We start from the raw sequence: 13,357 nt of genomic DNA, 5'->3' as shown, positions 1-13,357 counted from the left end.
CTTCGCGGGACTGACGGGGGTCAGAGGTACCGTTCGGCTGTGCCGTCCACCACCGAACTACCTGGCCTCGCCGAGCTGCTCGCCACCGCGGTGGGCGCGGTCGGCGGCACGGAACGGCCGGGGCAGGTCGAGATGGCCGAGGCGGTCGCCAGGGCCATCCGCACGGGTGATCATCTCGCCGTGCAGGCCGGCACCGGCACCGGCAAGTCGCTGGCCTACCTGGTCCCGGCGCTGCGACACGCGGTCGAGCGCGAGGCGACGGTGGTCGTGTCGACGGCCACGATCGCCCTGCAGCGCCAGCTCATCGACCGGGACCTGCCCCGGTTGGAGAAGGCGCTGGCCAAGCCGCTTGGCCGCAAGCCGACGTTCGCCATCCTCAAGGGCAGGCGTAACTACCTGTGCCTGAACAAGCTCGACAGCGGCATGCAGGACGAGCCGGAGGACGACACCCTGTTCGACCCGTTCCAGGTCTCCGCGCTCGGCCGGGAGATCACCCGGGTGCGCGAGTGGGTGTCCGACACCGAGACCGGCGACCGCGACGAGCTGGTCCCCGGGGTCAGCGAGCACGCCTGGCGGCAGGTGTCGGTGACCGCCAGGGAGTGCCTCGGGGTGTCCCGCTGTCCGATCGGCACCGACTGCTTCGCCGAGAAGGCCCGCGCCGAGGCCGGCCGCGCCGACCTCATCATCACCAACCACGCGCTGCTGGCCATCGACGCGCTCCAGGGCTTCCAGGTGCTGCCCGAGCACGACCTGGTCATCGTCGACGAGGCGCACGACCTGGTCGACCGGGTGACCTCGGTGGCCACCGGCGAGCTGACCTCGGCGGCGGTCAGCGCGGCCGCGCGCCGGTCCGGGCGGGTGGTCGACCAGGAGATCGCCGACCGGCTGCTCGAGGCGGCCGACGGGTTCGCGCTCATCCTCGAGGACCTGCCGGTCGGCCGGCTGGACGAGCTGCCCCAGGCGCTGGCCGTCTCGTTGGCGGTGGTGCGCGACTCGGCCTACGCGTGTCTGGCCAACCTCGGGCCGGAGCGGCCGGCCGACGTCGACGTGGCGACCGCGCGCAAGCTGGCCCAGTCCCAGCTCGACGAGGTGCACGACACCGCGGTGCGGCTGCTGCGCGCCTACGACCAGGACGACGCCCACAAGCGTGACGTGGTGTGGCGCACCGGCGACGGTGGTCTCGGCCCGCCGCGCCCGCCCGCGCTGAAGGTGGCCCCGCTCGCGGTGTCCGGGCTGCTGCGCGAGCGGCTGTTCGGCATGCACACGACCGTGCTCACCTCGGCCACGCTGACCCTGGGCGGCACGTTCGACTCGATGGCCCGCTCCTGGGGGCTGCCCCAGGACCAGCAGGGCCCGAGCACCAAGGCCGAAGGCAGCGCCACCGACAAGGCGCCGGACGGTCCGAAGTGGACCGCGATGGACGTCGGCTCACCGTTCGACCACGCCAAGGCCGGGATCCTTTACCTGGCCAAGCATCTGCCGCCGCCGGGGCGCGACGGTCTCCAGCCGTCCTATGTGGACGAGCTGGCCGAGCTGATGAGCGCCGCGGGTGGGCGCACGCTCGGGCTGTTCTCCTCGATGCGCGCGGCCAAGCAGGCCACCGAGGCGCTGCGGCCGCGCGCCGAGGTGCCGATCCTGTGCCAGGGCGACGACTCGACCGCGTTGCTGGTGCGCAAGTTCGCCGAGGACGAGGCCAGCTGCCTGTTCGGCACGCTGTCGTTGTGGCAGGGCGTCGACGTGCCGGGGCCGTCACTGTCGTTGGTCGTGGTGGACCGGATCCCGTTCCCCCGCCCGGACGACCCGCTCGCCTCGGCCCGTCAGCGGGCGGTGGAAGCCCGTGGTGGCAACGGTTTCCTCTCCGTGGCCGCCACCCATGCCGCGCTGCTGCTCGCCCAGGGCACCGGCCGGCTGCTGCGATCCAGCCACGACCGGGGCGTGGTGGCGATCCTCGATCCCCGGTTGGCGACCGCGCGCTACGGCGGGTTCCTGCGCGCATCGCTGCCCGACTACTGGACCACATCCGACCCGGAGATCGTTCGGGCGGCTCTGCGCAGGCTCGCCGCCGCGAACTGATCGAACAGGAGAAACACCCGTGTCAACTCATTCCGGAATCACCGTCGACGACGACGGAGTCCGCCGGTTACTGGCCGACGGCAGCGAGGAGTCGGTGACCTGGGCCGACCTCGCCGAGGTGGCGATCCGGACCACGCCGGAGGGCCCGTGGAAGGAAGACGTGTTCTTCCTGCTGGTCCGCGCGGGCGGCGGCGGGTGTGCCGTGCCGGCGGGCGACCCGTCGGCCGACGACCTGATGAGCCGCCTGCAGTCCATGCCCGGCTTCGACAACGACGCGTTCGTCGAGTCGATGACCACGCAGGAGGACGGCCTGTTCGTGGTGTGGCAACGAAAGTCCTAGCTCATCCGCTTTCTGGCGTTCGCGATCTTCTCCTGTAGCTCCGCGGTCTTCGGTACCCGCAGGTCGCGGTAGGTGGTGAGGGCCTGTTGCCAGTGTGCGATGGCCTCACCGGGTTCGTCCTGTCGGTGGTGGAGGTCGCCGAGGCCGGCGTGGGCTCTGGCCTGTTCGTACTGGGCGCCGAGGTCGGTGGCGGCGGCGAGCGCGTCGAGGTGGTGGCGGCGGGTGACGGCGGCCGGTGCGCCCGCGGCCGCGGCGGTCTCGGCCAGCCCGTTCAGCGCCATGGCGGCGAGTTGGGTCTCGGCGAAGTTCCTCGCGTACGCCAGTGCCTCGCTGTGGTGTTGGGTTGCCGTCCGGTGGTTGCCAAGGCGGAGGTAGATCGTGCCGAGGCGGTACAGCGTGGTCACCTCGTGCATGGAGAACCGTGAGCTGCGGGCGATGTTCAGCGCCTGGTGGGCGTAGACGAGCGCGTCGGCGTACCGGCCGGTGTCCCGGTAGGCGCCGGCGAGGGCGTAGGAGGTCAGGAACTGTCCAGGCGGGTAGTCGTGTTCGTTGGTGATGGCGAACGCCTGGCGCAGGTAGCGCAGCGCGCTGTCCGGCTGGGCCTGTCGCACGTGCAGCAGCCCCAGGTTGGTCAGCGGCCATTGGGCCATCAGCTGGTGCCCGAGCTCCTGGAACAGGTCGGCCGACCGGCGCAGATGCCGCATCGCGTCCGGCACCCGGCCGGCGAAGCCGCACAGGGCGCCGAGGTGGCTCAGGGTGGTCGCCTGGTAGACCCGGGTGCCGGCTTCCTCGTGCAGGGCAAGTGATTCCTCGAAGTAGCGCGCCGCCTGGTCGAACTGGTGCGCGAACATGTGCATCAGGCCGAAGGACCGCAGCGCGATCCCCTGGGTGACCAGATCGCCGCGCTCGCGCGCGATGCCGAGTGCCGTGGTCTGCAGTCGCCGGACGTCGTCGACGCACACGTCGATGTCGAGGTAGCCCGAGAGCACCCGGCACAGCTTGGTCGTGTACTCGGGCAGGTCCCTGGTCGCCGACTCGGCGGCGCGGACCAGGTTGGCGCGTTCCGCGTTGAGCCACCGGATCGCGGTGTCGTAAGTGGACAGGTCCGGCCCGGTGGCCAGGAAGCCGGCCGCGTCCGCCGGCTCCACCTCGCTCGGCAGGACGAACCGCACGGCCCGCGCCGCGGTGTGCACGTAGTAGTCGAGCAGCCGGGTGAGTGCGGCGGTGCGCGTCGCCGGGGTGTCGGTGGTCTCGGTGAGCTCGGCGGCGTAGGTCGCGAGCAGGTCGTGCAGGACGTAGCGCCGGTCGGCGGTCTCGTCGACGAGGTGCGCCCTGGTCAACGTCTCGAGGTGGCGTCGGGTCGTCCTCGGGTCGCCGTCACCGGCGAGCGCGGCGAGGCTGTGGATGTCGATGTCGTGTCCGGGATGGACGCCGAACAGCCGGAACAGGCGAGCCGTGCCGGCGGCGAGGTTGCGGTAGGAGGAGTAGAACACGGCACGCACCGAAGCGTCCGGGTCGTCACCGCTGTCGAGCAGGTCGAGTCGGGCCTGTTCGTCGGCGAGTTCGGTGACGAGGGCGGCCAGATGGTGGGGGTGGTCGCGGATCCGTTCGGCGGCGATGCGCAGGGCCAGCGGCAGCCGGGCACAGTGTTCGATCAGCCGGGCGGTGGCTTCGGAGTCACCGGGGTCGCCGAGCAGTTCGGTGAGCAGGCGGTGGGCCTCGCCGACGGGCATCCGGCCAAGGCGCACGCGGCGGGCGCCGTCGCGGGCGACGAGCCCGCCGAGGGAGTCCCGGCTGGTGACCACCACGAGGCAGCCGGCCGAGCCGGGCAGCAGCGGCCGCACCTGCACGGCCGAGCGCGCGTTGTCCAGCAGGATCAGCAGTCTCTTCCGGTCGACCACACTGCGGAACCGGGCCGCGCGTTCGGTCGGGTCCTGGGGGATGTTGGCGCCGGTCACCCCCAGCGCGCGCAGGAACGCGGCGAGCGCGTCCTCCGGGGACATCGGGTGGTCGGGGCCGTACCCACGCAGGTCGACATACAGCTGGCCATCGGGGAAGCAGTCCTTGACCCGGTGTGCCCACCGCACCGTCATGGCGGTCTTCCCCACGCCGGCCGTGCCGACGACCGCCGCGATCGGCGCCTTTCCGCTGCCTTCGGCCAGCAGCGTGTCGAGCTGGGACAGCTCACCTTCACGGCCGACGAAGCCGGTGGCGTCCCGCGGAATCTGGGCCGGCACCAGACCGGGAGCCGTCGGTGCGGTCAGCTGGATCGGTTCGCCCCGGAGGATCTGGCTTTCCAGCGCCCGCAGCTCCGGCCCCGGGTCGAGACCCAGCTCGTCGGCCAGGATGGTCCGGGCACGGCGGTAGGCCGCCATGGCGTCCGCCTGCCGGCCGCCCTGGTACAGCGCGGTCATCAACAGGCCGTGCAGCCGTTCCCGCAGCGGGTGCCGGTGCACGAGCTCGGTCAGCTCACCGGTGACCTCGCCGAACCTGCCGAGGCGAAGCTCCGCGGTGTGCAGATCCTCCACCGCCACCAGCCTGCGCTCGGACAGCCGTTGGCTCTCGCCGATCAGGTCGGGGACATCCACGCCCTGGTACGGCGTGCCGCGCCACAGGTCCAACGCCTGACGGACCAGCTCGACGCAGCGCGGCGGGTCGGTCGTGGCGAACTCACTCGCCTCGTCGAGGAGTGCGTCGAACTCGTGGGCGTCGAGTTCACCTGGCCCGGCGCGCAGGCAGTAGCCGTCCGGACCGAAGGACACCCGTTCGGGGTCGTCGAGCACCGCGCGCAACCGGTGCATGTGGACTCGGAGCCGCTGCACACTGCCCTCGCCCGCCTGCCCACCCCAGAGCGCGTCGAGCAGGACGTCCACGGACACCGGTTCGTTCGCCCGCGCCAGCAGCACCGCCAGCAGGCTCCGCCGCAACGTCCCGGCGACCGGGACCACCTCACCGCCACGTCGCATCCGCAGCGGGCCAAGCACCTCGAACCGCACCCGTCACCGTCCCAAGAGATCCACCGAACCAGCCTAGGTGAGTCCCGATGTAATCGCCGAGAAAGCGCGACAACGCAAGGTGTCCACTACCAACTGGCAGGGGGCACACATGACCGACACCACACCGCGGTACCTGTTGGACACCGGCTCCGAGCTGGGCCACATACACATGAACTACCTGGAGCAGATGCTGGACCCCGCCACCGTCGCCTGTCTGGACGAGGTCGGGGTCGAACCCGGCTGGCGCTGTCTTGACCTGGGTGCCGGCGGGGGGTCGATCACCTGGTGGCTCGCCGAACGAACCGGTCCGTCCGGCACGGTCGTCTCCGTCGACCTGGACACCGACCACCTCGAAGAGCGGCCGGGGGTCGAGGTCCACCGGCACGACATCAACAACGGCCTACCGGTCGACGGGCCGTTCCAGCTCATCCACGCCCGCCTCCTGCTCATGCACCTGCCGCGCCGGGTGGACATCCTCCAGACCCTGGTCGACGCGCTCGCGCCGGGTGGCTGGCTGGTGATCGGCGACGTCAGCGACCGCCAGCGGCGGGTGCTGTCCGCCCCCAGCGAGGCCGACGAGCAGCTGTTCGACCGGGTACAGGACATCGCGCACAACACCGTGGCCCGCGGCGGGGGCATCTCCACCGAATGGGCGCACGAGGTCGACCGGCACCTGGCGGCCGCCGGCCTGACCAACCTCCACGGCGTAGAGCGCTCCCAGACCACGGCGGGCGGCACCGCGGGCTGCCTGCTCCACCGCAACCTCGTCATGCAGACCGAGGCCACGCTGCTGCGAGCCGGGCTCACCGCCGACGAACTGGCCAGATACCGCGACCTGATGCTCGACCCGCGGTTCCGCGCCTGGTTCTACCAGTTCGTCTGCACCCGGGGACAGAAACCCGCCTGAGCCGGACGCACCCGGCAGCGGTCGGGAAGACGGGAGATCGACCATGCCAGATGGCACCGGGTATCCGATCGTGCCAGGCGCACTCCGCGAAATGACCTTCGAGCTGAGCACTGCCGCGCGGAGGTGGAAAACCATGATCGCCAAGGTCGACGAGATGAAGCTGGGTGCCGACGACCTCGGCGTGCTCGCCAACGCGGCCGAATACGTGACCGGCTACAACGAAGCCAATGAGGTGATCGTGGACCGGCTCGACGAGGTCACCGGCGTCCTCGATGCCACGGCGACGACGATCAACGACGTCGCCACGAACTACGAGATGCGGTCAGCCGAATGGTACGAAGAGTTCGGCTACATCAACAGGAAGACATGAGCCGGCCGATGGCCTCGGCCGAAGTCCCGAGAAAACAGCCGGAGCCGTTCCCGGAGTCCGATGCGGACAGCATTCGCCAGCAGGCGAGTTATCTCGACACGCTGGGCGACGCCGTGACCGTCACCACCGCCATCAAGTCACTACCGCTCACCGGCGCGCGGCAGGATGATTCCTGGTCCGCGGCCATGGAGGCTTTCTTCGAGTACGTGAAATCTATCCTCGGCGACTACACCAAGGTGCGTGATCTCGCGCTCGAATGGGCCGAGGTGTCCAATGTCCCGATGGATATCAGGGAAGATCTGCGGGACCTGATGGGTGCGGTGGACGGCTACTGGACGGGTCCGGCTTTCGACGCGTTCCAGACCCACATCGACGCGCTCAACGAGACATTGACGGACACGACCGGCAAGATGATCGAGATCGCGAGGACGCTCGAAAACGCGATCACCCTCGTTTTCGACACCTGGTCGAGTGTTGTCTCCCACATCACCACCTGCGCGGTCAACATCGGCGGCACAGGGAATCCGAAGTTGATCTGTGACAGTCTCCTGGAAATGTCGAAAGACACGATGGACCTGATCGAAAAGGCAGGCAGGACGATGGGCCGGTACGTGCGGGACCTGGCCAAGATCGACATCCGGCCGCTGCCGGACAACGACGACTCTCTCAAACTGGCCGGCAACGAGGATGGCTGGGAGGTCAAGCCCGCGCCGGGTAGCTGACAGCCCGAAGGAGTGGTGAGATCCCAGTCATGGGACTCGTGCGCGCACTCTCTTCCGCGAGGGATCTCGCGGAAGAGAGAAACGTGGCCACACATATCAGTCCGGTGGTGCTACGCCAGGAGATCGGCCGGCGGCTGCGCCTCGCGCGGGCACACTCCGAGCTGACTCTGACAACAGCGGCGGCACGCCTGGACCTGACCCGAAGCGCGCTGAGCCGCGTCGAGAACGGAGTCAGCGCGGCGACCGTGCACCTGGTGCGCTCGATGATGGACGTCTATGACGAGCGCATGGACGACGTGCTCGACATGATCCGCCAGGCCAAGGCGCCCGGCTGGTGGAAGAAGTACGGCATCTCGGACAAGGACTTCGTGGCCCTGGAGACCGGCGCCAGCCGAATCAGCACCTACGAACTCACCCTGGTACCCGGCTTGCTCCAGACCGCCGACTACGCACGCGCGCTGTTCACCTCCGGACGAGAAGTACGCCGAGGCGACTGGATCGAGAATCAGCTCGACGTTCGGCTGACCCGGCAGGAACGGCTGACCGACGAGGAGCACCCGCTGACCCTGGACGCGGTGATACACGAGTTCACCTTGCGAAACCCCATCGGAGGGAATGGCGTGATGCGCGCACAACTGCGCCATCTGGCGCTGGTCAACGAACTGCCAACCATCACCCTGCGAGTTCTGCCTGCCGCGACCTTCTCCTTCGAGGCCACCTATGGCGGGTTCAGCATCCTGGACTTCCCCACCCCTGGCCAACCCAGCATGGTTCATGCCCTCCATGCCATCGGCAGTGAACGGCAGGACAGATCTGAGTACGTTGAGCCAGCTAGACTGACGCTTGCCCACCTGAGGTCACTCGCGCTGGCCCCTGATGAGTCGGTGCAGCTGATCGAGCAAGTGGCCGACGAGCTGTGGTCGAGCTGAGAAGAGGCGATAACCGTGGTGTCCACTGTGGTCTTCACCCGCGCGGAGTGGCGCAAGAGCAGCTTCAGCGGCGGTACCGGCGGCGGCAACGACAACTGCGTTGAGGTGGCCTTTTCCGGGCCGGCGACCGCGTTGCGGGACTCCAAGAACACCGCCGGACCGACGCTCGTGGTCCCGGCCACCGCCTGGAAAGCCCTGCTCAACGCGACCTAGGGACGCTGCGCCAACACCGTCACCGTTCCGGGAGCGACCTCGGTGAACCCCGCGTCCCGCACCGCCACCACACCCCGCGAACGCCACGCCTGCGCCGGGTCGTCGCCGGGGTGCAGCTTCGCCCAGTCGTCCGCCGATCCGGTCCGCACCGCGCACCGGTAGTCCGTCGCCGCCCAGTCCGTCAGGTCCGTGCCATCTGCCGACCACAACGCCGCCAACAACATCGCCGCGTGGCCCACCTGCGCGGCCGCCTTCCCCGCCGTCATCTCGATCGACGGGTTCAGCCACAAGACCGGCACTCCGGCCGCCGGCGCGCCCGGCTCGTCGGCCGGCAGGTCGCTACCGGCAATCTGCAGCCGGGACACTTCCTTTGGCGTGTCGACCACCCGGCCCGGGACCAGCGCCCGCACCGACGCGCCATCGACAGTCACGGTCACGCCGGGAAGCTCCTGCACCGCCGCCCAGTGCGCCCCCCGCGCCCGGCGCGCGACCTTGCGAATATGCGCCACCACCCACTCGGCCACCGCCGCGTGCCACTCGCCGTCCTGGTCGGTGGCGCGCGGGTCGAGACACACCGCCAGCGAGGCCGCGGCCGCCGCCTCGAGCAACGCCGTCCTGGACGGTGGCTCCGCCCGCTCGATCCGCATGATCAGCGGCTCGGCCCGGACCTGCGCCGGGTCTTCTGCCGACACGTCGGAGGTCGCGGCCGCGGGTAGCCGCAGCCAGTCCGCGTAGCGCGCGGCCAGGGGGTTCAAAATACTCACGGGCGCAACGGTTCCATACCGTCGGCGGCGTCGGCGGCTTCGACCTCCGCTCGAGTGACGCCCAACACGAAAAGCACCACGTCAAGATACGGGTGCGACAGCGCGGTGTCGGCCACCTCGCGTAACGCCGGCTTGGCGTTGAACGCCACGCCTAATCCTGCAGTTGACAACATGTCGATGTCGTTCGCCCCGTCGCCGACCGCGACGCACTGGGCCAGCGGCACCTCGAACTTCTCCGCGAACCGCCGCAGGGCGGCCGCCTTGCCCGCCCGGTCGACGATCTCACCGCGCACCCGCCCGGTCAGCTTGCCGTCGACGATCTCTAAATCGTTGGCCACGCTGAAGTCCAGGCCGAGGTCCTCGGCCAGGCGGTCGATGATTCTGGCGAAGCCGCCGGACACCACCCCGCACCGGAAACCGAGCCGTTTGAGCGTGCGGATCGTGGTGCGGGCGCCGGGCATCAGCTCGATCGAGTCCGCGACCTCATCCAGTACCGACTCCGGCAGGCCGGCCAGGCACGCCACCCGGCGGGTCAACGACTGGGCGAAGTCCAGCTCACCGCGCATCGCCGCCTCGGTGATCTCCGCGACTTCGGCCCCGCACCCGGCCCGCTCGGCGAGCATCTCGATGACCTCGCCCTGGATGAGCGTCGAGTCGACGTCGAACACCACCAGCCGCTTGGCCCGTCTGGTCAACCCCTCGCGCTCGACCGCGATGTCCAGGCCGACCCGCACCGAGACCTCGGCCAGCGCCGAGCGCAACGCGGCGTCGGCCGCCTGGTTGTCCTGGGCCACCGACACCCGCAGCTCAAGACCGGTGACCGGGTAGTCGGCGACCCGGCGGATGGTGTCGATGTTCGTGTCCAGCGCCGCGAGCCTGCGGGCCACCTCGGCGAACGCGCGGGCGGTGACCGGGCGCCCTAACACGATCAGCACATGGCTGGAGCCGACCCGCGCCGACGACGACGGATCGGCGCCCACCTCGACGTTCACCGTCATCGCGACCGTCGCCATGGCCTGCTCGACGGTCTCCTGCAGACCCTCCGGGTCCACCGGGGCACCGACCAACACACCGAGTACCAGCTGACCACGGATCGTGACCTGCTCGACGTCGAGGATCTCCACGCCGTGCCTGGTCAGCACCGCGAAGAGCACCGACGAGACGCCGGGCTTGTCCGGTCCGGTGACCGTGATCAGAACCGGCGTACTCGGCTGGGTCACGGCTGGACTACCACGGTCAATTCGGGTTCTTTGGATCGCCCTTGGAGATGTCGTCCGGGTTCATCTTCTCCGCGAGCATCTCCGACGGCGCTGGTGGCGCGTCGGCGACCGCCACGCCGTGCTTGGAGCTGAACAGCCCGACGTACTTCTCCTGGTGTGCCTGCTCGACCATGTGTGGATAGTGCAGGTCGAACGCCGGCCGCTCGGAGCGGATCCGGGGCAGTTCGGTGAAGTTGTGCCGGGGCGGCGGCGTGCTCGTCGCCCACTCCAGCGAGTTGCCGTAGCCCCACGGGTCGTCCGCGGTGGTGGTCTCGCCGTAGCGGTAGCTCTTGAACACGTTCCAGATGAACGGCAGCGTGGACGCGCCGAGAATGTACGCGCCGATGGTGGAGATCGTGTTCAGCGTGGTGAAGCCGTCGCTGGCGAGGTAGTCGGCGTAGCGGCGGGGGAAGCCCTCGTTGCCGAGCCAGTGCTGCACCAGGAACGTGCCGTGGAAGCCGATGAACGTGGTCCAGAAGTGCAGCTTGCCGAGCTTCTCGTCCAGATAGCGCCCGGTGATCTTCGGGAACCAGAAGTAGATGCCGGCGAACGTGGCGAACGCGATCGTGCCGTAGAGCACGTAGTGGAAGTGCGCGACCACGAAGTAGGTGTCCGACACGTGGAAGTCGATGGCGGGCGCGGCCAGCAGGATGCCGGTCAGGCCGCCGAAGAGGAACGTGACCAGGAAGCCGACCGAGAACAGCATCGGCGTCTCGAAGGTCAGCGACCCCTTCCACATGGTGCCGATCCAGTTGAAGAACTTCACCCCGGTCGGCACGGCGATGAGGAAGGTCATGAACGCGAAGAACGGCAACAGCACCGCGCCGGTGGCGTACATGTGGTGGGCCCACACCGCGACCGACAGCGCCGCGATCCCCAGCGTGGCGTAGATCAGGCCGCGGTAGCCGAACAGCGGCTTGCGGCTGAACACCGGGAAGATCTCGGACACGATGCCGAAGAACGGTAGCGCGACGATATAGACCTCTGGATGGCCGAAGAACCAGAACAGGTGCTGCCAGAGGATCACCCCGCCGTTGGCCGGGTCGAACACGTGCGCGCCCAGCTGGCGGTCGGCGAGCAGGCCGAACAGCGCCGCGGTCAGGATCGGGAACGCGATCAGGATCAGGATCGAGGTGATGAAGATGTTCCAGGTGAAGATCGGCATCCGGAACATCGTCATGCCGGGGGCGCGCAGGCAGACCACGGTGGTCAGCATGTTGACGCCACCGAGAATCGTGCCGAGACCGGACATGATCAGGCCGACGATCCACAGGTCACCGCCGACCCCTGGTGAATGGATCTTGTCCGACAGCGGGGTGTAGGCGAACCAGCCGAAGTCGGCGGCGCCTCCCGGGGTCAGGAAGCCGGAGATGACGATGATCCCGCCGAACAGGAACAGCCAGTAGGAGAAGGCGTTCAGTCGGGGGAAGGCGACGTCCGGGGCGCCGATCTGCAGCGGCAGCACGAAGTTCGCGAAGCCGAACAGGATCGGCGTCGCGTACAGCAGCAGCATGATCGTGCCGTGCATGGTGAACAGCTGGTTGTACTGCTCCTCGGACAGGAACTGCTTGCCCGGGAACGCCAACTCGGAGCGGATGAGCATGGCCATCGCGCCGCCGATCATGAAGAAGGCGAACGCTGTGACCAGGTACATCATCCCGATCTTCTTCGGATCGGTCTCCCGGAACAGCTGCAGCAGGTATGAACCCTTGGCTGCCGGGCGCGCCGGGTACGGCCGCGTGGCGATCGGCTTCGGGGCTACTGCCGTCACTCCTGCCTCCCTGATCTGCGAATCACGCATCGCCGTGATTCGCGCCCGATCGTAGCCCGGTCGGTGTGGGCCAGCGCGTCTGGGCTGGCACGTCCGGCCAGCACGGATCGAGTCAAGGCGGCTGACCACCAAGATCCGTGACGGCCGCCACATCAGGACTCGGTCGGTCCTCGAGTTGATCGCTCAACCTGATCGTTCAACCTGATCGTTCAGCGCAGCGCCGCGACGGCGACCGCGGCGGCCACGACCGCGAGGCCGACCGGCAGCGGGGACGTCACGACGAACAGCAGGGCGAGCACGCCGAGGTCCGGGCCACGCAGGGTGCGCGCGACGAGCCGCAGCGGCATCGCGCCCATCGGGGTGTCGACCGCGGCCAGGTTGTCGTAGGTCGGTGGGTCGCCGGTGACCGTGCGTACCGCGCAGGCCGCCATGAGTGGCACGGTCAGCAGCACGCCGAGGTCCAGGCCGGCCAGGCCCATGACCGGCAGCGTCCACGCGGTGGCCAGCGCGGTGAACACCAGCAGGTGCGCGGTCCGCAGGGCGGTGTCGGTGTGCCCGAGCCAGCGGCGGCGGCCGGGTGAGCGCCACAGCTCGCCGAGGCCGCCGGCCAGCGGGACCAGGGCGAGATAGCCGAGCAACGCGACGATGACCATGTCGGTGAGTGCCGGCAGGGCCAGGTTGGCCGCGACCGCGGCCAGCGCGAGCAGGCAGGCGGTCGGCAGGTGGCGGGCACGGGCGGCGACGCCGACCACGGCCAGCCGAGGCCCGGTCGGCCGGCGAAGCGACCAGCCGCGCACCGGACGTGCGGCGGGCAGCAACATCGCGGTGTCGAGGAAGTGCACGCCGATCGCGCGCAGGACCCGGTCCCGCCAGCCATGGACGAGGTCGACCCGGCCGGCGTGCGCGATCTCCGGCCGCGACGGTGGCCCGGAGCGGGCGAGCAGCACCAGCGCCGGCACGACGACCACCGCGCCGACCTCGAGCAGCACGGCCGGCCCCGGCCGCAGTGCCAC

The 13,357-nt window shown here is 69.5% G+C and carries 12 protein-coding genes; 7 read left to right on the top strand and 5 right to left on the bottom strand.

The window, feature by feature from the left end; all coding sequences use genetic code 11:
* Positions 1-39 precede the first annotated feature (39 nt).
* Both ACYVIP_RS42905 and ACYVIP_RS42900 read left to right on the top strand, forming a co-directional pair.
* On the top strand, positions 40-2,073 hold the full coding sequence (locus ACYVIP_RS42905) for an ATP-dependent DNA helicase (protein WP_460406871.1): 2,034 nt from the start codon (positions 40-42) through the stop codon (positions 2,071-2,073).
* A 19-nt stretch (positions 2,074-2,092) separates the two neighbouring features.
* Positions 2,093-2,413, top strand: coding sequence for a hypothetical protein (locus ACYVIP_RS42900; RefSeq protein WP_460406870.1), 321 nt, complete (start codon positions 2,093-2,095; stop codon positions 2,411-2,413).
* On the opposite strand, the gene ACYVIP_RS42895 is transcribed toward ACYVIP_RS42900, so the two are convergent.
* Entirely contained in the window at positions 2,410-5,409 is a 3,000-nt protein-coding gene (locus tag ACYVIP_RS42895) for an AfsR/SARP family transcriptional regulator (protein WP_460406869.1), read from the bottom strand. The two genes, ACYVIP_RS42900 and ACYVIP_RS42895, sit on opposite strands and share 4 nt — an antisense overlap.
* A 109-nt stretch (positions 5,410-5,518) precedes the next feature.
* Between ACYVIP_RS42895 and ACYVIP_RS42890 the strand changes: the two genes are divergently transcribed.
* The 5 genes from ACYVIP_RS42890 to ACYVIP_RS42870 all read left to right on the top strand — a co-directional run bounded on the left by ACYVIP_RS42890 (position 5,519) and on the right by ACYVIP_RS42870 (position 8,550).
* Complete coding sequence (locus ACYVIP_RS42890; protein ID WP_460406868.1) at positions 5,519-6,316, top strand: class I SAM-dependent methyltransferase; 798 nt, start codon at positions 5,519-5,521, stop codon at positions 6,314-6,316.
* Between the two features lie 43 nt (positions 6,317-6,359).
* Positions 6,360-6,686, top strand: coding sequence for a hypothetical protein (locus ACYVIP_RS42885; RefSeq protein ID WP_460406867.1), 327 nt, complete (start codon positions 6,360-6,362; stop codon positions 6,684-6,686).
* Complete coding sequence (locus ACYVIP_RS42880; protein WP_460406866.1) at positions 6,683-7,408, top strand: WXG100 family type VII secretion target; 726 nt, start codon at positions 6,683-6,685, stop codon at positions 7,406-7,408. The genes ACYVIP_RS42885 and ACYVIP_RS42880 overlap by 4 nt, the downstream gene beginning before the upstream one ends.
* 83 nt (positions 7,409-7,491) lie before the next feature.
* Positions 7,492-8,337, top strand: coding sequence for a helix-turn-helix domain-containing protein (locus tag ACYVIP_RS42875; protein WP_460406865.1), 846 nt, complete (start codon positions 7,492-7,494; stop codon positions 8,335-8,337).
* A gap of 15 nt (positions 8,338-8,352) precedes the next feature.
* The gene (locus ACYVIP_RS42870; RefSeq protein WP_460406864.1) at positions 8,353-8,550 is read left to right on the top strand and encodes a DUF397 domain-containing protein; all 198 of its coding nucleotides are present in this window, start codon (positions 8,353-8,355) and stop codon (positions 8,548-8,550) included.
* On the opposite strand, the gene ACYVIP_RS42865 is transcribed toward ACYVIP_RS42870, so the two are convergent.
* The 4 genes from ACYVIP_RS42865 to ACYVIP_RS42850 all read right to left on the bottom strand — a co-directional run.
* The gene (locus ACYVIP_RS42865; RefSeq protein ID WP_460406863.1) at positions 8,547-9,314 is read right to left on the bottom strand and encodes an aminoacyl-tRNA hydrolase; all 768 of its coding nucleotides are present in this window, start codon (positions 9,312-9,314) and stop codon (positions 8,547-8,549) included. The genes ACYVIP_RS42870 and ACYVIP_RS42865 overlap by 4 nt on opposite strands.
* Positions 9,311-10,534, bottom strand: a complete 1,224-nt coding sequence (serB, locus tag ACYVIP_RS42860; RefSeq protein WP_460406862.1) for a phosphoserine phosphatase SerB — start codon at positions 10,532-10,534, stop codon at positions 9,311-9,313. The genes ACYVIP_RS42865 and serB overlap by 4 nt, the downstream gene beginning before the upstream one ends.
* 16 nt (positions 10,535-10,550) lie before the next feature.
* On the bottom strand, positions 10,551-12,344 hold the full coding sequence (ctaD, locus tag ACYVIP_RS42855) for an aa3-type cytochrome oxidase subunit I (protein ID WP_460406861.1): 1,794 nt from the start codon (positions 12,342-12,344) through the stop codon (positions 10,551-10,553).
* A 209-nt stretch (positions 12,345-12,553) separates the two neighbouring features.
* Positions 12,554-13,357: DUF6297 family protein (locus tag ACYVIP_RS42850; RefSeq protein WP_460406859.1), on the bottom strand; the 804-nt coding region annotated here is incomplete at its 5' end.

The sequence above is a fragment of the Actinophytocola sediminis genome, from assembly GCF_054779715.1.
Note: the sequence above shows the minus strand (reverse complement) of the source record. Positions and strands in the feature narration are given on the sequence as shown.

Excerpts from the sequence above, each read along its gene's own strand:
- ACYVIP_RS42880 (WP_460406866.1), top strand. The coding sequence starts at position 6,683 with ATGAGCCGGCCGATGGCCTCGGCCGAAGTCCCGAGAAAACAGCCGGAG.
- ACYVIP_RS42890 (WP_460406868.1), top strand. The coding sequence starts at position 5,519 with ATGACCGACACCACACCGCGGTACCTGTTGGACACCGGCTCCGAGCTG.
- ACYVIP_RS42885 (WP_460406867.1), top strand. The coding sequence starts at position 6,360 with ATGCCAGATGGCACCGGGTATCCGATCGTGCCAGGCGCACTCCGCGAA.